At 40.6% G+C, this 23,166-nt stretch carries 17 protein-coding genes and 1 tRNA gene; 9 read left to right on the top strand and 9 right to left on the bottom strand.

Translation table 11 applies throughout. From position 1 onward, the window contains the following. Window position 1: 1 nt before the first annotated feature. The 3 genes from AABJ44_RS13110 (at window position 2) to purD (ending at window position 4,585) form a co-directional block, all read left to right on the top strand. Complete coding sequence (locus AABJ44_RS13110) at window positions 2-1,012, top strand: glycosyltransferase family 2 protein (RefSeq protein ID WP_338369502.1); 1,011 nt, start codon at window positions 2-4, stop codon at window positions 1,010-1,012. Window positions 1,013-1,103: 91 nt separating this feature from the next. Further along, complete coding sequence (locus AABJ44_RS13105; protein WP_338369501.1) at window positions 1,104-3,173, top strand: methyl-accepting chemotaxis protein; 2,070 nt, start codon at window positions 1,104-1,106, stop codon at window positions 3,171-3,173. Between the two features lie 71 nt (window positions 3,174-3,244). Continuing rightward, the gene (gene purD / locus AABJ44_RS13100; RefSeq protein ID WP_074644339.1) at window positions 3,245-4,585 is read left to right on the top strand and encodes a phosphoribosylamine--glycine ligase; all 1,341 of its coding nucleotides are present in this window, start codon (window positions 3,245-3,247) and stop codon (window positions 4,583-4,585) included. A 73-nt stretch (window positions 4,586-4,658) separates the two neighbouring features. Here the strand turns inward: purD and AABJ44_RS13095 are convergent, their stop codons facing one another. The 7 genes from AABJ44_RS13095 to AABJ44_RS13065 form a co-directional block, all read right to left on the bottom strand. Continuing rightward, window positions 4,659-5,702 (bottom strand): glycoside hydrolase family 5 protein, encoded by a 1,044-nt coding sequence (locus AABJ44_RS13095; protein WP_338369500.1) that lies wholly within the window; start codon window positions 5,700-5,702, stop codon window positions 4,659-4,661. Window positions 5,703-5,786: 84 nt separating this feature from the next. Next, window positions 5,787-7,877, bottom strand: coding sequence for a glutamine synthetase III family protein (locus AABJ44_RS13090; protein ID WP_338369499.1), 2,091 nt, complete (start codon window positions 7,875-7,877; stop codon window positions 5,787-5,789). Between the two features lie 158 nt (window positions 7,878-8,035). Beyond that, window positions 8,036-9,259 carry a GGDEF domain-containing protein gene (locus AABJ44_RS13085; RefSeq protein WP_338369498.1) on the bottom strand — a complete coding sequence of 408 codons (1,224 nt, stop codon included), beginning with the start codon at window positions 9,257-9,259 and terminating at the stop codon, window positions 8,036-8,038. A 77-nt stretch (window positions 9,260-9,336) separates the two neighbouring features. Continuing rightward, window positions 9,337-10,761 carry an NAD(P)H-hydrate epimerase gene (locus tag AABJ44_RS13080; protein WP_338369497.1) on the bottom strand — a complete coding sequence of 475 codons (1,425 nt, stop codon included), beginning with the start codon at window positions 10,759-10,761 and terminating at the stop codon, window positions 9,337-9,339. A gap of 2 nt (window positions 10,762-10,763) precedes the next feature. Then, window positions 10,764-11,108: a hypothetical protein gene (locus AABJ44_RS13075; RefSeq protein WP_338369496.1), complete on the bottom strand. Its 345-nt coding sequence runs from the start codon at window positions 11,106-11,108 to the stop codon at window positions 10,764-10,766. A 2-nt stretch (window positions 11,109-11,110) separates the two neighbouring features. Then, the gene (lgt, locus tag AABJ44_RS13070; RefSeq protein ID WP_338369495.1) at window positions 11,111-12,085 is read right to left on the bottom strand and encodes a prolipoprotein diacylglyceryl transferase; all 975 of its coding nucleotides are present in this window, start codon (window positions 12,083-12,085) and stop codon (window positions 11,111-11,113) included. Window positions 12,086-12,097: 12 nt separating this feature from the next. Further along, window positions 12,098-13,243 (bottom strand): nucleotide-binding protein, encoded by a 1,146-nt coding sequence (locus AABJ44_RS13065; protein ID WP_074644357.1) that lies wholly within the window; start codon window positions 13,241-13,243, stop codon window positions 12,098-12,100. Window positions 13,244-13,313: 70 nt separating this feature from the next. On the opposite strand from AABJ44_RS13065, the gene AABJ44_RS13060 reads away from it, so the two are divergent. The 4 genes from AABJ44_RS13060 to AABJ44_RS13045 are packed head-to-tail and all read left to right on the top strand — an operon-like array spanning window position 13,314 to window position 17,606. Continuing rightward, window positions 13,314-14,795, top strand: a complete 1,482-nt coding sequence (locus tag AABJ44_RS13060) for a S41 family peptidase (RefSeq protein ID WP_074644359.1) — start codon at window positions 13,314-13,316, stop codon at window positions 14,793-14,795. Window positions 14,796-14,813: 18 nt separating this feature from the next. Then, window positions 14,814-15,653 carry an RsmE family RNA methyltransferase gene (locus tag AABJ44_RS13055; protein ID WP_338369494.1) on the top strand — a complete coding sequence of 280 codons (840 nt, stop codon included), beginning with the start codon at window positions 14,814-14,816 and terminating at the stop codon, window positions 15,651-15,653. Between the two features lie 29 nt (window positions 15,654-15,682). Continuing rightward, window positions 15,683-16,423 carry a WecB/TagA/CpsF family glycosyltransferase gene (locus tag AABJ44_RS13050; RefSeq protein WP_074644363.1) on the top strand — a complete coding sequence of 247 codons (741 nt, stop codon included), beginning with the start codon at window positions 15,683-15,685 and terminating at the stop codon, window positions 16,421-16,423. A gap of 22 nt (window positions 16,424-16,445) precedes the next feature. Beyond that, a complete protein-coding gene (locus tag AABJ44_RS13045) occupies window positions 16,446-17,606 on the top strand; it encodes a sigma-54-dependent transcriptional regulator (RefSeq protein ID WP_338369493.1) in 1,161 nt (386 codons plus the stop codon). Here AABJ44_RS13045 and recQ read toward each other — a convergent pair. After that, the gene (recQ, locus tag AABJ44_RS13040; RefSeq protein ID WP_338369492.1) at window positions 17,590-19,443 is read right to left on the bottom strand and encodes a DNA helicase RecQ; all 1,854 of its coding nucleotides are present in this window, start codon (window positions 19,441-19,443) and stop codon (window positions 17,590-17,592) included. The two genes, AABJ44_RS13045 and recQ, sit on opposite strands and share 17 nt — an antisense overlap. A 46-nt stretch (window positions 19,444-19,489) precedes the next feature. On the opposite strand from recQ, the gene AABJ44_RS13035 reads away from it, so the two are divergent. Further along, a tRNA-Leu gene (locus tag AABJ44_RS13035) sits at window positions 19,490-19,572 on the top strand. A 316-nt stretch (window positions 19,573-19,888) separates the two neighbouring features. On the opposite strand, the gene AABJ44_RS13030 is transcribed toward AABJ44_RS13035, so the two are convergent. Next, the gene (locus AABJ44_RS13030) at window positions 19,889-21,460 is read right to left on the bottom strand and encodes a YifB family Mg chelatase-like AAA ATPase (RefSeq protein ID WP_338369491.1); all 1,572 of its coding nucleotides are present in this window, start codon (window positions 21,458-21,460) and stop codon (window positions 19,889-19,891) included. A 266-nt stretch (window positions 21,461-21,726) separates the two neighbouring features. Here AABJ44_RS13030 and AABJ44_RS13025 point away from each other — a divergent pair, with 266 nt between their 5' ends. Next, complete coding sequence (locus AABJ44_RS13025) at window positions 21,727-23,154, top strand: MGH1-like glycoside hydrolase domain-containing protein (protein WP_074644373.1); 1,428 nt, start codon at window positions 21,727-21,729, stop codon at window positions 23,152-23,154. Window positions 23,155-23,166 lie beyond the last annotated feature (12 nt).

The raw sequence follows: 23,166 nt of genomic DNA, 5'->3' as shown, positions 1-23,166 counted from the left end.
TATGAAAAGAAACTCGGCTCCGTTAATCTCCGTCTGCATCCCAGTGTACAATACGGAAGCTTATCTTGCGCAGTGCCTTAGGTCGGTTATTGCGCAGGATTTTGCGGAGTTTGAAATTGTTGTGGTGAATGATGCCAGTTGCGGAACTGATGAACGGGGCTTTTCCTGCAAGAAAATCGTAAAGCTTGTTCAAAAAGAAAGTAATCGGATTCGAAAAAAAAAGGGGCTTTCTCCTGTTGAAATCACTTATATTGAAAATCAAACAAATTTACAGACTGTAGAAACCCGGCGAATTCTTGTAGAGGCTGCCAGAGGAAAATATATCACCATGCTGGATAGTGATGATGAATTGCTTCCTGGTGCACTTTCTGATTTATATTCTGCAGCAAAGGAATCTCAATCAGATATTGTACATGGTGCAATGAGTCTTAAAGCCTGTTCGGAGATTTCTCAAAAATCAATAGAAGAACTACAGATAGGGGTAAATCTGCAGAGTCCTAAGCTATCTGAAAATCAGATTATCAATTGCTTTTTAAATCAGGAGCATTCTGGTTATCTTTGTGCGAAGCTTATAGACCGTGAGGTTTATCTGCGGGCTTTCAATCATATTCCATTTACAAAATGTGTTATGGCAGATGATTATCTGATTTATTTTTTTATTGCTTTGGAGGCAAAATCATATATCAGCATCAAAACGCCGGTTTATCTCTATAATATTGGGCTTGGAATTTCTTCAAATACTCAGATAACTTCTTTGGCGCGGTGGGAACAGATTTGTTCTGCTGCAAATGTTTTTACGGTAATTTTTGATGAAATTGCTAATCTTCCACAGGGAACTTTTACTGAAAATCAGCTGGATAAAATCCGTATAGCCTGCCGTCATTATATCAAAAATAATATTTCTCAGTTAGAAACTGCTGTTTCCCCAGAAATTCATGCGCAGGCTTATGATCTACTCTGTGATTACTGGGGAGAAGACTTCGTACAAGAGTTTTCAGTCAATAAAATTTGACTTTCACCTATTATACTTTATACTTATAAGTAGGAGTGGAGTCGATAACAAACTGTTATTATTTTTTTTCTTTACATAGTGAGGCATTATTATGGAAGAGCAGATTTTAAAGACTGAAGGAAAATCCAAGAAAAAAAGGGAGAAAAAACAGAGAAAAGAATCACTCCTATTAAAATATGGTGTTATAGCTTTTTTGGAAATTCTCACATTTATTTCAGTTTTTCTTGTTTTTATTTCACGTAATATTAAGGCGCCAATTAAAAGTATTTATGATGAGTCAGTTGAATACTTTCTTGATTCTGCTATAGATAACGTAAAAACCTGGTTTGGAAATCAGGTAACGTTATTGGAGGTATTTCAGCGGGCCATTGTAGATCCTGTAGATAATCCTGAGCACATCAAGCAGAGAGTAAAAACAGTTCCTAAGCCTGATGGTTTTGAATATTGTATGGTTTTCTGGGATACAAACCATGATGCAAAGGATGGCGGACCAGAAACCTTCAATACAAAAGGTGGAACTTCTGTAGCCGGTATTTTACAGAAGGAATACTATGTAAATCATAAAAAAGACAATGTTTCTATATGGCTTGAATCTCCACGAATGGCAGCTGCTGGTGGTTATACAATGCCTCTTTTTGTAAAATCAGATTTTATTGATGAAAAAACTGGTGAAGAAATTACTGGTGGTTGTGTAGGCTTCCTTGAACTTGAACCTATTAATTCACTTGGAAAAACATTTTTTAAAACAGGACGAATTTCTGTTTATGATGATGCAAATGGGCTCCGAGCTGGAGAGGATATTCTTGGCGAATCAGATGTTGAACATCTTCAGGTATATACTAGAACCTTTGCCTTAAACAATAAGGTTTGGAAAATAATTGCTACTGTTGAAAAACGCGAATTGGAAGAGATTGCAAATTATATGCAGAATGTATCTTTGGCAGGAGGATTCTTGATTGCATTTGTCTTAATGATTCTGGAACTTCTTATTATCCGAACAATTATTGTTAAGTTCTCTTCAATCAAAAATAATATTGATGACCTTAATACAGGTGATAAAGACCTTACAAAACGTCTTACAATTTATCACAATAATGAAATCTCTCAGGTAAAGAAATCTGTTAATGTATTCTTAAATACAGTCCACGAAACTGTTACTGAAATTGGTAATGCAAACTTTAACCTTAAAGAGACCTTCGGAAGTGTAAAGCTTCAGCTTGATGAAACGAAAAATCAGATGGACAATATTGCAAGTGAAATTCAGGCTGCAACAACAACTCTTGAGGCAGAGGATAAGAGCGTAACTGATACCAGTGAACTTGTTGCACAGATTTCTTCAAACATCAGAACCCTTAATCAGATGATTGATTCTCAAGTAGAAGCTATTACTCAGGCTAGTGCTGGAATTGAGCAAATGATTGGAAATATTCAGTCTATTACTAGTTCGATTGATAAGATGGCTGGTGAGTTTACAGAGCTTAATGCTGCAACTGCTGAAGGTATTGAGAAGAACCGTATTGTAAACGAACTTCTTAATTCAGTTCTTGCACAGAGTAAAACTCTTCAGGATACAAACATGGTTATTGCCAGCATTTCTTCGCAGACAAACCTTCTTTCTATGAATGCCATGATCGAGTCTGCTCATGCGGGTGAAGCCGGTAAGGGATTCGCTGTCGTTGCTGAGGAAATCCGTAAGCTTGCTGATACTTCTGCTACCCAGTCTAAGAGTATTGGTGAAAACCTTAAACTGATTGCGGCAAATATTCAGAAGGTAGTAGAAAGTGCTGATTTGAGTAAGGCTAGTTTTGAAATTGTATCTGATAAGACAAATAATACTTCTGATCTGGTTTACTCAATTAAGAAAGCAACTGAAGAGCAGAGTGAAGGTTCTAAGAACCTGCTCGAAACCCTTACAAAGATGAATAATATTTCTGTGAGCGTTCAGCGTTCAAGTAAGAAAATTGAGGATCGGGCACTTTCTGTTCTTGATGCTATTGCAAGTCTTAAAGAGTCATCAAAGAATATGGCGCAGAACTTCAATAAGATTGTATCGACAACTGAGGTTACACAAAATACAACTCAGAACCTGCACAAGCTTACTGAAGACATGACAAACGCAGTTGATGATATTTCAGAGCGTATTGACGAATTTAAAGTATAATTGGATAAGAGGTGTGTATTCTTAGAATGCCACCTCTTTTTTTTTATTGCAAAATCATGTAATATCTGTTTATGAATATTATCGTAGTTGGCAGTGGTGGTCGTGAGCACACTATCTGCTGGAAAATTGCTCAGAGTCCTGTTGTTGATAAAGTAGTTGTTGTTCCTGGAAACGGAGGCACTGCTTACGAGTCAAAATGTGTAAATGTAAATCCTAAAAATTGTGATTACATTAAAGAGGGCGAAAACCCTTATGTTGCAATTGCAAAACACGAAAACTGCCGTATGGCTGTAATTGGACCGGAAGATCCTCTTGCTGAAGGTCTTGCTGATGAGTTCTGGAAGGCTGACATTCCTTGTGTTGGTCCAAAGAAAGCTGCTGCTCAGCTTGAAGCAAGTAAAGACCTCTCTAAAAAATTCATGAAAGAATACGGTGTAGCTTGTCCTGCAAGTGAAACCTTCACAAATAAAGATGAAGCCTGTGAATATATTAAAAAGCACGGAGCCCCAATTGTTGTTAAGGCTGATGGTCTTGCAGCTGGTAAAGGTGTAGTTGTTGCCGCTACTGTAGAACAGGCTCTACAGGCTGTTGAAGATATGATGGGCAACGGTAAAGTAGGTGCTGCAGGTAAAAAGCTTGTAATTGAAGAGTATCTTGAAGGTGTTGAGATTTCTGTACTTGCTGCAGTATCTGTAACTCCTGAATATGCTGTAAGCGGAAATGCTACAATTGTTCCATTCCTTCCTGCACGTGACCACAAACGTCTTTTGGACGGTGCTAAAGGTCCTAATACTGGTGGAATGGGTGCTGTTTGTCCTCTTGAAGATGTAACAGATAAAACAATGAAGCAGTTTGATAAGGATATTCTTCAGCCAACATTGAAGGGACTTATTAAAGAAAAGTTTGATTACCGCGGATTTATTTTCTTTGGAGTTATGCTTACAAGCAAAGGTCCAAAGCTTCTTGAATATAATGTTCGTCTTGGAGACCCTGAAACACAGGCTGTTCTTCCACTTATGGACTTTGACTTTACTTCTATGTGTACTGCTATTTTGAATGGAACTCTTAAGGATTTCGAATTCAAATGGCTGCCAGGTTATCAGGTTGCACCAGTAATGGTTAGCGGTGGATATCCGGAAGCATACGAAAAGGGTAAGGAAATTACTTTCAACAAACCGCTCTTAAACGCAAGTACTGCAAAAGTATTTGTTGCCGGTGCTGTTGAAGGCCGTCGTGGAGATGGAGACATCCTCACAAGCGGTGGACGTGTTCTTGCCTGCAGTGCTTACGGCTCATCTTTCAAGGAAGCATGGGAAAAAGCATATCAGGGAATAAGCGCAATTAAGTTTGACGGTGCATTCTTCCGAAAGGATATTGGTCTTCCGGGAGCTGCAGAGAGCGGAAAGCTCTAATAGAGATGCTGAACCTGATTCAGCATGATGTGTTACCCCGATTCTGAGCTTGTTTCAGAATCGGGGTCTTTTTTTATAGATATTTGATAAGTTCTGAACGAACTGCATCCAGATGGCTGTCACTTAATCCAAAGTCCATCTGGCGATAACTCCAGGCTGCACGACCGATTCCGTGGTTGTTGAAAACTGTTGAAATCAGCTTATACCATTCAAGAGTGTCTTCTGGAGTTGCCTTTTCGATGACTCCGTATTCACCGCAATAAAGCAGAACGTTTCTGTCTTCTGCAACCTTTACAGCTTCTGCAAAAATTGTTTCGAAGTAAGAAACATCAACAGTCACATCAGGAGAAAAAGCTCCGAAAGCTGTTCCAATCTGACCAACCTTTTCTGAAGTCATTTTAATATAATCTGAAAATTTTGATTTAAGAGGGAATCTGAAATCAGGATTCATTTTCTGTCCAACCCAAGGTGCACCCTGATGTGTAAACAACAGCGGTTCATAGCAGTGGAAGTTATATACGATGTTTTCGTCGTATGGTTCGTCCAGGTCTTTTACAGATGCCAGAGAATTGTTCCAGTAGCTTCCTACCAGGATTTTTGTTGTTGGAGCAATCTTTCTGATTAGTTCAATACAAGTCTTTGCAATTGCATTCCACTTTTTGCAGTAAGCCTGATCAGTAACTTCATTCAAAAGTTCAAAACAGATTTCGTTATTTGATCCTGCAAAAATATCCTTAAAGCTTTCTGCAAGTGACTCCCAGAGTTTATAAAAACGTTCCTGGAGTTTTTCATCATCAAAAAAGCCTGATTCCTGATAACCGATATCAAAAGAAAATCCGCAGGTTTTATGAAGGTCCAGAATCATGTTGAGGTTATTTGTCTTACACCATTCAGCAGCTTTTCGGATTCTTTCATAGCCTTTTTCAAGTTTCTGTCCGTCAGCATTTTCTACAAGTTCATAATCAATCGGCAATCGGATATGATCCAGTCCCCAGTCAGCAATTGTCTTAAAATCTTCTTCCTTAATGAAAGTATCATAACGTTCTTCTGTATGATTACACTGAGAAAACCAGCCACCAAGATTTACGCCGTGCATAAAGCCTTTAAATTGTTTCATAAAATAAAAAACTCCTATGGAAATTATTATGTGCATAAAACACAGAATGTTTCCATAGGAGTTTAATAGGGTGATTTTCTTATCTTACTGAACGCTGTACAAAAGGTCTTCGTAGCTTGGGAATGGTTTGTATTCTTCGCCGAGGAGTGGTTCAATCTGGTCGGCGATGGCGCGAACATCTTCCATTGCTGGGATTACAACCTTTGCATAAGCGTGTGCACGCTGCATGAGGTCTGCAATTGCGCGGGTTTCTTCGTGTTTCTTTGCGAGAAGGTCTGCCTTGTTTGAAAGGTCGTTTACGAGGATATTTAATTCCTTCATAAGCTTAAGACCTGCATCGCAGAGGTTGAAAACGCGCTGCATCTTGAATTCTGTGTCTGCAAGTACATTCAGATATTTGAAAGCTGCAGGGATGATGTCTTTGTGAACCATCTCGAGCATTGTGTTTGATTCAATGTTCATTACCTGGCAGTATTTTTCGAGCTTAATGTCGTAGTGGCTCTTCATTTCTTCCGGTGTATAAATGCCGAGTCTTGTGAAGAGGTCGATGTTTTTCTGGTCTACGTAATGCTCGATAGCCTTAGGTGTTGTGCGGTAATTCTTGAGACCGCGTCTTTCTGCTTCTTCAATCCATTCCTGGCCATAACCGTTTCCGTTGAAGAGGATACGCCAGTGTGCTGTGATTTCGCGCTTAATGAGTTTTTCGAGGTCTTCGTCGAAGTTCTTAGACTGTTCGAGTTCATCTGCAAAGGCGCGGAGTGTATCTGCAAGAATTGCGTTCAAAATTGTGTTTGGACCGCTGATAGAAAGTGCACTTCCTACTGAACGGAACTCAAAACGGTTTCCTGTAAAGGCAAATGGAGAAGTTCGGTTGCGGTCTGTAGAATCCTTTGGAATTGGAGGAAGTACATCTGCACCAATTGTCATTTTTCCGCCGGTCTTTCCGCTGTAGTCGGTACCGTCCTTAATTGCCTTAAGAATTGCATCTAGTTCGTCACCAACGTAAATTGACATGATTGCTGGAGGCGCTTCATTTGCTCCAAGGCGGTGATCGTTTCCGGCACTTGCAACTGAGTAGCGGAGAAGATCCTGATTATCATCTACAGCTTTAATAACAGCTGTGAGGAACAGGAGGAACTGTGCATTGTCGCGTGGAGTTTTTCCTGGTGCAAAAAGATTTTCACCGAGATCTGTTGCAATAGACCAGTTGTTATGTTTACCGCTTCCGTTTACTCCTTTGAATGGCTTTTCGTGGAGAAGGCAGATAAGGCCGTGACGGCGTGCTACCTTTTTCATGATTTCCATTGTGAGCTGATTCTGGTCTGCGGCGAGGTTACTTGTAGTAAAAATTGGAGCCATTTCGTGCTGAGCTGGAGCGGCTTCGTTGTGTTCAGTTTTTGCGTAGATTCCAAGCTTCCAGAGTTCTTCGTTCAAATCTTCCATGTATTTGATTACGCGAGGTTTGATTGCAGCGAAGTACTGGTCGTCCATTTCCTGACCTTTTACAGGGCGTGCACCAAAGAGTGTACGGCCGCACATCTTAAGGTCCTTACGTTTCTGATAAAGTTTTTCGTCTACAAGGAAGTATTCCTGCTCTGGCCCCATAGTTGTTGTAACGTGCTTTGCTTTATTTCCGAAAAGCTTAAGTACGCGAAGGCTCTGCTCGTTGATAGATTCCATTGAGCGGAGGAGCGGAGTCTTTTTATCGAGAGCCTCACCGTTATAAGAACAGAAGGCTGTCGGAATACAGAGTGTGTGGTCTTTTACAAATGGATAAGAAGTAGGGTCCCATACAGTGTAACCGCGGGCTTCGAATGTAGAACGCTTACCACCGTTTGGGAAGCTTGAAGCATCAGGTTCACCCTTAATCAGCTCTTTTCCGCTGAAACTCATTATGATTTTTCCTTCATCTGCAGGAGAGAGGAAGGAATCGTGTTTTTCTGCTGTAATACCAGTAAGTGGCTGGAACCAGTGAGAGTAGTGTGTAGCGCCTTTAGAGATTGCCCAGTTTTTCATGGCTTCTGCAATCTGATTTGCAGCTTCAAGGTCGAGCGGAGTTCCCTCTTCCATTGTATGCTTAAGTGCCTTGTAAGTTTGTGAAGGCAGCATTTCTTTCATTACAGTCTGGTTAAATACAAGACATCCAAAAAGTTCAGGAACATTTGTGTTTGACATGAGGAACTCCAGGTCGCGCGTCGTTGCGCTTTTTAGTGGATCCTGAAACATAGGGAGCGACGGCTGAAAGCCGTCAAAATGCTCCACTGGAGCATTTTAAGCGAGTCTCCGAGCAGCTATGCTGCGAAGGGTTCAGGATTTTCTTTAATTTTACTGAATTACTGCGACAGTTTCAACTTTTTGGCTTTTAAATCCTGCTTACACTCATACATCTTTTTATCAGCATGTTCGAATAGGCGCATAAAGCCTTTTTCTTCTAAGGTTGAATAATCTGCAAAGCCGAAGGCAACAATAACACCGCCGTTTTTAAGATTATTATCAATAGTTTGATTAAATTCTATAAGAATTTTGTCACGGTTTTTATAATCATCTCCAGAAAGGAAGACAACGAATTCATCACCACCGATACGATAAACCGGGCTGTGTTTAAAACTGTTACAGATAAGTGAACAGCCTTCCTGAATGTATTTATCGCCGGCATCATGCCCAAGGGTATCGTTTGTTATTTTTAAATCATTCAAATCAAAAACAGCAAGCCCAAAATCCTGCAGGAAACCGTCTTCGATTTTCTGTTCAAAACTTCCTACATCTTCCAGATAGGCCATTTTATTTTTTACACCGGTAAGTGGATCTGAATAAGCCATCTTACGTGTTTTTCCGAGCTCGAGTTCCTGAATCTCTTCAACCTTAAGAATTGATTCCAGCTGTTCACGGCGGGCATCTTTTTCATCTTCAAGAACGAAAGTATGAAGCAGACAGGTTCCAAGCAGACAACCGATTGAATAGTACGGTACATATGGATCAATTGCCTGAAGAGTGATAAAGATAATCATATTCAGACAGAATATTCCGATAGCTTCATGTCTTCGTTTTATGATTCCTTCTGTTTTGATGATTACCCTAATCATATAGATTTCAAGAATTACACATAAAAACACCTGGGTTGCAAGATTTATGTTTCTGGCACAGGAAGTATGATAGCTTCCGTCTTCTTCAAACCAGAATGCAATAGGAACAAACAGATTGATTATCAGAACAAGTAACTGGACTATCAGAAATATTCGACCCATCCAGAGAAAAATCTTTGAAAAGAGATTGTTTTCTTTCAGATAAAGAATTACATATTGGATCCAGAATAAAACTGAGAATGCCATGATAACAAAATACAAAGTTGTTTCTATAAAGTTGATTACTTTAATATTCAGAATGTATAGAGGAGACCATAAAATATCTGCGATGTAGAAGGCTGCAACACTAATTAAAAAGCGTTTGTAAGCCCTGTGTGCGTCATCAAGTTTTTTGTATGAGGTTTTTACTAAGATTGAAAAATTGATAATAAAAAGTATCAGAATTGCAAGAATTCCGATGCTTGAATAATACATATCTGAAATCTCCCTCTTTAGATGATCGTACCTTCAATTATAAAACGTTTTACAGTTTTTTAACAGTAAAAAAAGAACTATATAGAAATAAATGAAATCAGTTTTTCAGGGGTTAAATCATAAGCCTGATCCCCGATTTTACGGGCTGCCAGCGCATGATGTTCAGCCGTGGTGATTGCTGCATCTTTTGCTGTGTATCCCTGGGCGAGAAGGGCTGCAGTAAGACCTGCAAGAATATCGCCGCTGCCACCTTTTGCAAGGCTCTGAGGACCGTCTGCGACTACAAAACATTCCTCTCCCGAAATAATAAACGTGTTCGCACTTTTAATAATCACCGTAGTTTCAGGAAAGCGTTTAGTTATGATTTTTCCCAGTTCAATTTTCTTTTCCGGATTTTCAGCAAGAGAAGAAACGGAGATTTCCTCGCCGGTGAGGTTTTTAATCAGCGTTGAAAATTCTGCAAGGTGTGGTGTAAGTACGATTCTTGCTTCATCAATTTTGTTGAGTTCTTCGAGAAGGGCCGGGAACTCTGGAGCTGTTATAAATCCGGCATCGAAAACAGCTGCAGGAGATTTCTGAGTAGTGAACCATTTTTTAATCTGCTGAGCGGCGTTTTCTGAGAACTCTGTAAATCCTGAACCGATTGCAATCGCAGACGCTTTCTTTGGAATTGAATCTGCAATCATCAGTGAAGGTGAAATCTTAAATTGTGAAAGATTTGAGTCTTTTACAGGAAGCAGTGAAGTTAGTCCGCTTCCAAAATTCATTGCTGTGGTTGCTGCTAAAATTGCGGCTCCTGCCTTTTCACCGCAGAAAACAACAGTATGTCCGTAAGTTCCTTTGTGGGCGGCACGGTTTTTGCGGAGTGGAAGGGTGATATCAGATTCCTCGATGAGCTGACAGCAAGCTTCTGGTGTTTCGAGTTTTTCTCGGGCAATTCCAATATCTTTTACTATTATTTTACCGCAGACTGCTTTTGCCTTATCAGAATAAAGAGAAAGTTTTTGTTCTCCCATTGTGATTGTATAGTCAGCATTAAAATATAGACCTGAAGGAATGTCACAGGCTATTTTGACGGCATCTGCTTTGTTTGCTTCATCAAGAAGATTTTTTACAGTTTCTGGGAGTTCACCGTGGAAGCCGGTGCCGTAAATACAGTCGAGGATGACTTGTGGTCGGTCACTCAACCACCGGTCGCTGTCGCTTATTTCAATACCCAGGCGTTTGCACATTTCATACTGAACTTTTGCTTCTTCGGCAGAAGGAGGCTCTATGCAGATAACCGAAATGTCACATTTATTTTGCAGAAGTCTTGCAGCAGCATAGCCGTCGCCACCGTTATTTCCTTTTCCACATAAAATAACAACCCGCTCAGGTGCAAAATCCAGAATAAACTCAGCAAGCGACCGTGCCGCATTTTCCATCATCAAAAACTGCGGTACGGCATATTTTTCTTTTGCGAGTTTTTCAAGCTGTGTGGGATTTGTGAATATGGGCTGCATAATCAGTCAAAGATTTCTTTGAAAGCATCTCCAATATCTTTTCCGGCTTTTTTAAGTTCTTTTCCAGCTTTCTTTGCGCCGTCTTTAATTGCTTCCTTGTCTTTTTCAGCTTCTTTTTTAGCCTTAGACTTTTTCTTATCGAGCTTTTTCTTTGTACGGTCGATTTTTCTGTTAAGAGCAGCTTCGCTCATATCTGCATATTCGCCGGTACGTGTCTTCATTTTTGTAAGTTCGAGTTCAAGTGCTACGATTTCTTTTGTAAGAGCTCCATCAACTGCAAACATTGCAGGCTGAATAGTCATAAGGGCAGCAAGAACAACTGCGAGTCTTTTAGCTGATTTTTTCATAATTATTTTGTCTCCTGTTTTTTTGAAATTCTCCAGCTGATAATTGCATAAGTAACGGCAAATACCATCATCAAAATGCAAAGAATCTGACCGGTAGAAATATTTAAAAGTGATGTAGTTGTATAAATTGGGGCATTTGCATCTTTTGCAATTCTGTAGCCAAGGTCTGCATCTGGTTCACGGAAATATTCAATAAAGAAGCGGAATATTCCATAACCGCCTGAATAAATTGCTGCGAGCATACCGTCAAATTTTTTGTGTTTGCGGACAAACCAGATTATAAGCCAGAGAACAATACCTTCAAAGAAAGCTTCATAAAGCTGACTTGGATGGCGCGGAAGATTTACAAGTCCACTTGCTGTAATATTCATTCCGATTTTAGCAGCAAAGTTCTGAACCCATGAAAGATTTGAAGAAAAACGTTCTGCATCAGGGAATACAATTCCCCATGGCATTGTTGTAATTCGGCCATAAAGCTCGCCGTTTAAGAAATTACCAAGACGTCCAAAGGTATAACCGAGCGGAATAGCGCAAACCATAGCGTCACAATATTTAAGTAAGGAACGTTTCTTGAATTTACACCAGACAACCATTCCCAAAAATCCACCGACAAAACCACCGTGGTAAGACATTCCCTGTAATCCTGTAAAAGAACCATTTGAATCAAAAGGCCAGAAAATAAGCCATGGCTTATGGCGGTAAAGTCCACTTGTATCATAAATCAGAGTTGAGAAAATGCGTGCTCCAATCAAAAGGAAAATAATTCCTGTGAAGATAAAGCTGAACAAATCATCTTCAGTAGTTTTGATTTTTGGAGTATCCAGGGCACCTTCTTTCCAGACTTTCTTCAAAAGAAAATATGCAGTTGCAAAGGCAACGGCATACATAAGCCCATACCAGCGCAAGAGTTCAAGAAATTTCACACCTGGGAAAATCTGAGGGTGAATCCATGATGGGTAATTGATGTATAAAAACATTTTTAAGTCCTTTTATAATTTAAAGCCCTGCTGAGTTGCCTTTATCAGTTTAGACTTAAGCAGATTATTTTCCTTTCGGAGTTGAGTGATTTCATATTGCTGAGTTTTAATCATTTCTGCAAGTTCACTGATGCTCAAAGAACCGCTGGAAACAATATCATCAATTCCAGAAAGACGGAAATTGAAGTCTTCATTTGCATCATCTTCAACTTCCTGGAAATTGTCATTAAAACTATCCGGATTAAAGTCTGTATCAAACTCGTGCGGAGGTGTAGAAATCACCTTATCAGCAATGCGGTATATTGCCTGACCCAAAAGCGACTGAGGTTTATAAACAACAACAGGCAGCTGAGAAGCAAGAGCCTTATCCTGAAGCATATCGCGGTACATAAGACCAAGATATTCAATTTCAAGACCAAGATACTGATTACATGAAGATTTGATTCTTGAAGCACGGTCTGCATCTTTAGGATCTTCAATCATATTCATTACAAGGCGAGGACGGAATTGCTGCATACGATTAATGAATGTCTGAGTTGTCTGAGGATCATGCTGAGCGAGTCCCTGAATCAGTTGTGGAATATATAATTTCTGCATGGTGGCAGAATCTTTTTTCAGTTCATCAAGGTATGCACGACCAGGAGTTCCTTTTTTGAAAGTTGTGTATAAAAGTCGGAATACAGCATTCTTCAGGAACAGATAGCCGTTTAAAGTTGCAGTAACAGCAGGAGCTGAAACAATAATTCCCTGAGGAGAAAGAAGGAACATATCAAGAATAAACTGATGGGTTCCAGCACCGAGGTCCAGAATCACATAATCACAATCAATATTCTTAAGGTTCCTGATAAGTTTAACCTTCTGAAGATGCTTAAGAGAGGTGAGGTCTGGAATCTGGCTGTCACCGGCTATAAAACTGACATTCTGATAGTCAGTCGGCTGAATTATTTCGCGAAAATCATTTTTATCTGTAAACCAGGAACCAAGGCTGGCTTTTCCAGGTCTCTGACCTATTACTAAATGAAGGTTAGACGCTCCGAGGTCCAGATCTGCTAAAACAACTTTTTTTCCCTGTTGTCCAAGGGCAATTGCTAAATTTGCAGAAAGAAGGCTTTTTCCAACACCGCCTTTTCCACTGGCTATTGGTATAATCTGTGACATACTGTGATTATAGCACAATTATCTATAAAAAGGTAGATTTTTTGGTTTTTGTGTCATAGAATAGATTATTATGAAGAAAATCATCAAGGTTTTAGCAGCAGCTATTCTGTTGTGTACATCTCAGTGTTTTGCAGAGTCGTCGGTTGAAAATGATTCAAAAATTACAAGTTTTCAGTATGTAAAGAAGCTTAATTCTGTTTTTGACTTTGTTCAGCAGAATTATGTTGATGAAATAGACCCGAAAATCCTTTATGAAGGTGCGCTTAAGGGAATGCTGGATGCCATCGGTGATCCATATACCCTGTATCTTGATGAAGCTTATATGCGTGATTTAAGTGATACAACTTCGGGAAGTTTCGGAGGCGTCGGTCTTTCAATTTCAAAAGCAGCGGAATCTACTCCGGCAAAGCCTGCTTATGTAGAGGTTGCTTCTCCGATTGAAGATACTCCGGGTGCAAAGGCTGGTATTCAGGCAGGAGATTTAATTTCTGCAATTGATGGAATGCCAACTCCAAGCATGACAATGAACGAAGTGCTTCAGCATCTTCGCGGTGAAATTGGAACTCCAGTTACAGTTACAATTCTCCGCGGTACAAGCATGAAGTTTGATGTAACACTGATTCGTGCCCTTATTGAAGTTCCAACTGTAAAGTATGGAATGATTGAAGGAACAAAAATCGGTTATGCGCGTTTGATTCAGTTTACACCGGATACAGCACTGCGCCTTCAGGATGCTTTAGACAGCTTTGAAAAGAACGGCTATAACGGTCTGATTATTGACCTTCGTGATAATCCAGGTGGACTCATTACAAGTGCCGTTGATGTTGCAGATAAATTTATAGATGCCGGTCCGATTGTTTCTACAAAGAGCCGTCTTCTTTTTGAAAATTCTCAGTTCTCTGCAAATAAAGAAAAAACTACAATCAAAAAGAATATTCCTATAGTTGTTCTGATTAACAGAGGTGCTGCCAGCGCTTCAGAAATCGTTTCCGGAGCTCTTAAGGACTATCATCTTGCATATCTTGTTGGAGAAAGAACTTATGGAAAAGGTTCTGTTCAGCAGGTAATTCCGCTCAGTAATACAGACGGAATCAAAATCACAATGGCACGTTATTACACACCAAGTGATATGAATATTGATAAGATTGGTATTCCTCCTGATCAGGAAGTAAAAAATCTTTCTGAGTTTAGTGAAGAAGAAGAAAAACTTTATGTTGATATGATCAAGTCTGAAGTAATCAATAAAGCTGCAGAAAGCAAGCCGAATATGACAGAGGCTGATATTGCTCTTGCTGCAATTAAGATTGCTAAGGATTATCCGCTTGATGAAAGACTTATCCGCCGTCTTATCCGTATACAGGTGCAGAAAACTCAGCCTTCAGTGCTTTATGATTTAGATTATGATTTGCAGTTGAATGCAGCAATTAAGGCAGTACAGAATAAAGATTTTGCTGAAATGCTGAAGAATACAAAGACTCTGCGCCAGCTTCAGGAAGAGGTTGAGGAAGAAAAAGCAACCGAAGGCAGTGGTCTTACTGCAAGCCTCAGATAATAATGGTAGAAGCTTAAAATGCGTCAGCTTATCGTTGAAAAAGGGAAGGAAAAAAACGGACTCATTCAGCTGGATGGAAAGGACTACCGCTATTTAAGGCAGGTTCTTAGAGTCCGTCCCGGTGATATGATCAGCGTACGACTTCCCGATGGCAGTTTAAACAATGCAACAGTAGCTCAGATTGATGAAAATGCGCGACGGGTTACACTTCAGATTTGTGCCGATACTTCGGGACATGGGGATGCTGCAAAGTCTATAACCCGCGGTGTTCAGGCAGAAGATATTGAAGGTGCAGGACTTTCTGTAAACGGTGCTGAAGGCGTTGAATACTGGCTGTTTCAGTTTTTGCCGAGACCTCAGAAATTTGAACTTATTGTCCGGCAGGCTACAGAGTGTGGCGTTGCGGTGATTATTCCTGTGGTCGGTGAATATTCCGAAAAGAGCAGTGCACAGGCACTGATGGGCTCAAAACGTGAACGCCTTCAGAAAATTATCCGTGAGGCACGCCAGCAAAGCGGATCTCCGGTAGATACTAAGGTGCTTGAGCCGATGAGCCTTGAGAAGGCGATTGAACTGTGGAGCTCGGATTCTTCTGTGGACGTCGGTTTTGTACTTTCGGAGCGCGGCGACTGCAGTGGAAACTTAAGGGCGGGAGTCGCTGACGCGGGCGGCTACGGAAAAATTAAGCGGGCGGCGATTGCCGTTGGCAGCGAGGGTGGCATAAGCCCGGATGAAGTGAGAACTCTGGAAGAAAAAGGACTGTTTCAGCCGATTCATTTTGCCGTAAATATATTAAGGTGTGAGACGGCGGCGCTCTATGGAATTGCCGCCGTACAGTCTGAAATAAATCAGTCGTAAAAAAGAAAATTAAAGGTGGGGTATTATATATGTCAATTAAACGTATTTCCTTAATCGGAGTTCCTGTTGATGTAATTCAGCCGGAAAATCTCGAAACAGAGATTCTGGAATTACTTGCAAAACCAGGTACAAAGCAGATTGTTTTTCTATCTATCTGGAATCTCTTAAAGGCCCGTCACAAGGGAGTTTATTCTGAGTGTATAAAAAATGCAGACCTCATAATTCCTGTTTCAAAGAGTATTCTTAAAGGTGCGCGTTTCCTTAAAAAGGATGTGCCTGTCCGTTATAATCCCTTTGAGGCTGTAATCAGAATACTTTCAATTCTTGATGCTCATTACAAGACTCTTTATCTTTTTGGATCAAGCAAAAAAACTCTTAATAAAGCAGAAAAGAATATTAAAGATACCTTCCGTAATCTCCGTGTAATCGGACGTTACGGTGGATATTATCCAAAATCAGTTGAAGATGATATTGTTGAAGCAATCTTTAAGGCTCAGCCATCTCTGGTACTCTTAAGTGACGGAATTAAAGATAAAAACTGCTGGCCATATAAGCGCCGCAACCGTTTCTCTTCAAGCATTTTTCTTTATTACAAAGATGCCTTTGGAATTTTCTCTGAGCGCGTAAAACGTGTAAAGGAATCAACATTCAATAAAGGTCATGAAATCTTTGTTGAAGTGCTTCATAACCCGTTCAAAATCTTTTTGCTTTTGCCATACATGTGGTATATAATTGTGTTGGTTTGGTATAGGTTATTCAGAAAAAATTAAAAAATGAAGAAATGGAGGGATTGTGCCCGAAGTTCCCGATTTTGTCAGATTGTCTTTAGTTACAAAACGACAGGATGTAATCAATTTCGTTGAAGCCATGTGCTCAGATGAAATGGAACTGACGATTGTTTCTGCTTTTTCTGAGCTGAATACTTCAAAAACCACACTTCTTCTTATTGATGCTTCTTTATTTAATGATTTCAATCCTGAAAGTCTGGAATATGGAAAAAAGTATTCCAGCTTTTCAATTTTTATTTTACCACCGGATCTTTCCACACATGTTCTGAATTATGTGGAAACCAACTTTAATTATTCACTTTCTTTTCCAATCAATACAGATTATTTCCGTGCTTATTGTTTTCATGTAATCAATTTAGTAGAGACTTCTGAAAAAGATTATAATTTTGAAAAGCCCTTAAATCAGCCTGTGCCGGCTTCTTTTGACGGATTATTTGCCGGTAATTCAAATGTAATGCAGAAAATCAGAAGACAGATACTGGAAGCATCCTGTACTAAAGAACCTGTGCTGCTTCTTGGTGAAACTGGAACTGGAAAAACTACAGCAGCTGGTTTAATTCACGAATTATCTGACAGGGGCGGAAAAGAAAAAGTTGCTGTAAGTGTTTCAACAATTGTCGAATCTCTGGCAGAAAGTGCTTTCTTTGGTCATAAAAAAGGTGCTTTTACAAATGCTGATTATGATCATAAAGGGCATTTTGAAACGGCGGATAAAAACTCTTTATTTGTTGATGAACTTGGGCTTGCTTCCCTTTCTTTGCAGTCTATATTTCTGACTTTCCTGGATACGGGAAATTTTAAAAGGATTGGTGAGAATATAGAACGGCATGCAGATGTCAGAATGATTTTTGCGACAAATGCAAATCTGGGAAAAATGCTAAAAAACGGGACTTTCCTGGATGCTTTGTTTTACCGTATCTGCGATCATATAATACGTATTCCGCCCTTGCGTTCACATAAGGAAGATATACGAGAAATGGTTCGCGTATATCTGGGTGATGATATCAAAATAACTGATGAAGCAATGAATCGTCTGGAAGCATACAACTGGCCGGGAAATGTTCGTGAGCTGAATAAATGTCTGCGAGATGCTGTCAAAAACTGTAATGGCAGCCTGATAACGACAGATTCAATTGAGTTTTATGATATCAGCTTTCCTCAATAATCTGCAGTATTGAACGGCCAAACTCTTCTGCTTTCATGCGGCCAATTCCGTAAATATTCAAAAGGTCCTGTCGGTTTTTTGGTTTCTTTGCAGCAAGATCCAGAAGTGTTTTATCACCGAAAATTACGTATGGAGGAACATTCAAATCATCAGCCTTACGTTTGCGCCAGGCCTTAAGATTGTTAATGATTGCCTCAGCCTGAGTGTCATTGGCTGCAGGTTTTTCAGCGGCAACTTTTGAAACTGCTTTCTTTGTAACTCTCATTGCTTCCGGTTTCATAGGGAGCTTAAGTTCTGTTCGTGCGGCAATAAATTTTTTACCGAGTGGCGTTACTTCAAGAACATTGTACTCACCGGTTTTCATTATATAGCCTTCATCAATAAGAAGGTCTGTCAGTTCAAGCCATTCAGATTTGTTATATTCAGTTCCGATTCCCCAGGTTGTGATTTTGTCATGCCCGTTATCAATAATTCTCTGATTGTTTGAACCAAGCAGTACATCTGTAACATAACCGGCTCCGAAGCGTTCATTTGTTCTTATGATACAGCAAAGAAGTTTCTGGGCAGGAATTGTCACATCCTGTAAAGGGATATCACCTGCAGAACAGATATCACAGCAGCAGGTAGAATCTTTGACCGGCTCATAGACTTCGCCAAAATACTGTAAAAGGGCTTTTCGCCTGCAGCCTCGCGCGGTTGCATATTTAATCATCCCCTGAAGCAGAAACTCATCCTTTTCTGGAGAAACAGATTCCTTAAAGAACCAGCGGATTTTGTGAATATCCTGCGCACTGTAAAGCAGCAGCGCACTTGAAGGAAGTCCGTCTCGACCGGCGCGGCCAATTTCCTGATAGTATTCTTCTATTGATTTTGGTAAATCATAATTGATTACATAACGTACGTTCGGCTTGTTGATTCCCATTCCAAAGGCAATTGTAGCTACGATAATCTGAACTTCATCTTTGATAAACAGTTCCTGATTTTTAGCGCGGACATCATCTGTCAGACCTGCATGGTAGGGGAGAACCGAATAACCTTTTTTATCAAGCGTAGCAGCAAGTTCGTCTACCTGTTTTCGTGACGTACAGTATATGATTCCACTTTCACCGGCATGCTTTCTGATGCAGTTGATTACCAGTTCTACAGCGTTGCGTTTTGGGAGTACTTCAAGATAAATATTTTCACGGTTAAAACTGGAGATAAAGATTTTAGGATTCTTCATGCCAAGATTCTGGCATATATCCATACGAACATGTTCCGTTGCGGTTGCGGTAAGGGCCAGCATAACGGCTTTTGGAAACAACTGGCGGATAGTTTTGATTTCCAGATAATCCGGGCGGAAGTCATGACCCCATTGTGAAACGCAGTGTGCTTCATCAATTGTAATGCAGCTGATTTTGAGTGTGTCGCTTGAAAGCAGTTCCCGAATTCGTTGAGTTGCAAGTCCTTCTGGAGAAACATAAACAATTTTAACTTCGCCGGATTTTATTTCGTCTGTAGCACGGCAGTAATCTTCCCAGCTGAGTGAGCTGTTAAGAAAGGCAGAATGAATTCCTGCTGTTTCGAGGGAGCTGACCTGATCCTGCATCAGTGAGATGAGTGGTGAAACAACTACAGTGAGCCCTTCTAATATAAGGGCCGGCAGCTGATAGCACAGTGACTTTCCGCCGCCTGTCGGCATTACGGCGAGGGTGTCATGACCCTTCAGTACATTAGTTATGATATCTTTCTGGAGCGGGCGGAAGCTGTCATAGCCAAAAACGGTTTTTAAGACTATGGCTGGATCGGCGTGCTCAAAGGCGGTTGCAACGATTTTCACATAATTATTATAGCACATTTGCACTTGATTTATCCTCATGTTTTTGATATATTTAGCAAATCACGCCGGAGTGGTGGAATGGTAGACACGACAGACTCAAAATCTGTTGCGAGCAATCGTGTAAGAGTTCAAGTCTCTTCTCCGGTATCCTCATAAGGTTCTCTGAGTTCAGAGAACCTTTTTTTGTTTCCCATTCTAAATGAGCCATACGATGGTAGAACCTAAAATGGCCCGCTGTCGCAGCCCATTTTTTAACGGTTCTGCAATTTTAGGCTAGTTCAAGTCACCACTCCGGTAAGATTTCAATGCTCTGAGTACTCAGAGCATTTTTCTTTTAACTCATAAAATGCGCCAAACGATGGATGATTCTAAACCAACCTGCTGTCGCAGCTTGTTTTTTAACGAATCTTCGATCGTTGGCGAGTTCAAGTCACCACTCCAGTACTGAGTTCTCAAAGATGAATTATAATTCCGGAGGTAATGAAGAACATAATTTATGGAAATCTATGGCTTCGTCCATGTGCTCTTTTGCGATGTCCTTTGCGGCGGCGATGTCGGCTATGGTTCGGGCGACTTTCAGGCAGGAGGCGATTGCTCTTGGGGAGAAGCCGTATCTTAGGGTGGCGTTGTCCAGAGATTTTCTGCCTTCGGTGTCCAGGGCGCAGAAGTCTAGGATTTCCTGCGGTGAGAGCTGGGCATTTTTTATGCCCTGGCGTTTTCGCTGGGCTTTGATGGCGCGGGCTACTCCTGTTCTTATTTCTTCCGTTGTTGTGAGGCCCGGGCGTTCTTCCGGCTCGCAGTTTTCTTCAGCTTTATTTTCTACGAAAACACGAATGTCTACACGGTCCAGCAGCGGTGCAGAAAACTTTTTCCAGTACTGATCTATGGATTTCAGGCTGCACAGGCAGATTTTAGAGTGAGAACCGTAGTTTCCGCAGGGGCACGGGTTCACGGCCATTAAAAGCTGGAAGCGGGCTGGGTAAACTGTAGTACGGCCCGCACGGCTGAGAGAAATTGTACCGTTTTCAAGGGGGACGCGGAGCATCTGTAAAACAGACGAGCGGAACTCGGCGGCTTCATCGAGAAACAGCACTCCGTTATGTGCAAGCGATATTTCTCCGGGACGGCAGGTTGGGCCGCCGCCGCAGATACCTTCTATGGACGCTGTTTGATGCGGAATTCTGAAAGGTGGGATTCTGATCAGTGGTTCACTTGGTTTTATGAGTCCCGCGAGAGACCAGATTCTTGTTACTGATTGTGCTTCATCAGTTGTAAGTACAGGATTTATAGCCGGAAACTTCTGAATTGCCATTGTTTTACCACAGCCGGGCGCTCCCATTGCAATCAGATTATGTCCACCTGCTGCTGCAATCTGAAGGGCTCTTACCAGCTGCTTTTGACCTTTTAGTTCAGCAAACTCATACCCAGGTGCAATTTTGGGAAAGAAAACACCGTCCTGATCTATACATCCCGGAGGAATCATATTTTCTCCATTTTCCATATTTCTTGCTACATAAAATGACGGGTCGCTCATTGCGCGGAAAGCATTTTCCAGAGAATCTGCTCCATAAACCTGAACTCCTGCAATCTCTCGGGCTTCATCAGCATTCTGAACAGGAACTATACATCGCATAATGCCACTGGCCGCCGCCGTAGACACCGCGGCGTGTACACCCTTTACAGCCCGAATCCTTCCTGATAATTCCAGTTCACCCATTACAAGCAGCGGTTCATCAATAAAGCCACTAAAACCATCTTCCATTGCCTTAGCACCAAGAACTCCCAATGCCACCGGTAAATCAAAACCGGCACCTTCTTTTTTCAAATCTGCAGGAGACAGGCTTATCAGCACCCGTTCTCCCGGATATTCAAAACCCGAATTTCTGATTGCTGCCTGCATTCTCTCCCGCGACTCCTTTACAGCTCCGTCCGCCAGACCTACAATATCCGTGGCTGGAATACCGCGCCGCAAATCAACTTCCACGGTAACCAGAGCCCCTTCGTAACCAAAGGGTGAAAATGAATAAATCTGCATTTATTTTTCCTCCATAATAAAATAGGAAAAGATAGAAGAATTCAGGAAATGAATTTGGCCAAAAGAGGAAAAAAGTTGTAAAAAATCTGAAAAAATGGATTTTTTTCAAAAAAACACCCTTTACCTCTTGAATATGAAGAAAAAATTTGTATAATTTTGCGAAATTTTTTATCAAATTTCAAAAAAGTGTGTTATATTATATGTAGCGGTTTTATCCACTAAATAAATTCAGACACCGCTAGCAACCGCAAAAAGTAGGAGTTCTTGTGAATAAGCATGATTTTCCAAAAATCCATTTTTACGATCAGGATTTTGTAGACATTTATAATAAGACTTGGTCTTGGGTTTCTTCATTATGGATTAACCCGGAAACCGGAGAGCAGGACTCAGAGGGCTTATTTATTTATCCAGAAAAGGATAAGTTAGTTATCAATCAGTTCGAATCTATTTTCTCAACTTTCTTTCTTGTATATTCTAATAGAAATTTTGATGCATGTAAGAACATTGATTATTTTTATGAACGTCAGGAAGCTTCTGGAGCAATCCGCTGGAAGTATGATGTAAAAACAAATGAGCCTGTCCTCGATAAAGATAATAAAGAAGGAGTTGGTCTCCCTCTGTTTGCTTTTGCTGAATATAATCTTTTCCATAAATCAGCTAACAAAAAGCGCATTAAGGATGTAATGCCGGCTCTTCAGAAATATATGTCATGGCTTGATGAAAAATTCAAGAAAGACAACGGCCTTTATTCAGTTCCTGTAAGCGCATCTTCAATGACTAACTCACCACGTGAGAAAGTTTACTATCCTGTAGATTTCAACGCATGTATGGCTATCAATGCCTCTTATATGTCGGCTCTTGGTGATATTCTTAATGATAAAGATATCAGCTTCCAGTACCGCAAGATGTACTTCTCAATCAAAACAAAAATCAATTCTTTGATGTGGGATAATGCATCTGGTTTCTACTACGATCTTGATAAGGATGAAAAGCAGGTTAAGGTAAAGACAATTGCTTCTTACTGGACAATGCTTGCTGAAATCCCTAATGCTGATAAAGCTGACCTTCTTGTTGAACACTTAAACAATCCTAAGACTTTTGGTACAGACCATCCGTTCCCAACCCTCAGTGTTGATAACCCTAACTTCAGCGAAGACGGAAACGGTTACTGTGGTTCTGTAATGCCAGCCTTCAACTTTATGGTAATCAAAGGTCTTGAAAAATATGCTCAGTACGAGTTTGCCCGCGAGTGTGCAATCCGTCACCTTTACTACGTTCTTGAAGGTCTTATGCCTAATGAAAACAAGCAGCCTGGTGATCTCTTTGAAGCATATATGCCTAATAAAGAAGGCCGTGCAAAAATCAACAAAAAAGACTATGCACGTTCACGTTATCTTCTTACAGCAGGCCTTTCAACAATTGCTTTGATGATTGAAAACGTAATCGGACTTTCCATCAGCCTTCCTCGTAAGACTGTAGACTGGATTATTCCGAACCTTGAAATTATGGGTATAGAAAACCTTTCGCTTAAGCGCAACCTCATCACAATTCTGTCGAACAAGAGTTCGCGCGGCTGGGAAATCCAGATGGAAAGCGAAAAGCTCTACTACTTCACTATAAATATCCTCGATCAGAAGAAAAAGACTTTACCGATTCCAAGCGGTAAATGTTCAATGCTTATCGACAAGCTATAATAGGAGGTTTAG

Origin of the sequence: Treponema bryantii, assembly GCF_036492245.1 — a bacterium.
Classification (GTDB): Bacteria; Spirochaetota; Spirochaetia; order Treponematales; family Treponemataceae; genus Treponema_D; species Treponema_D bryantii_C.
This window is presented reverse-complemented; position numbering and strand designations above follow the sequence as displayed.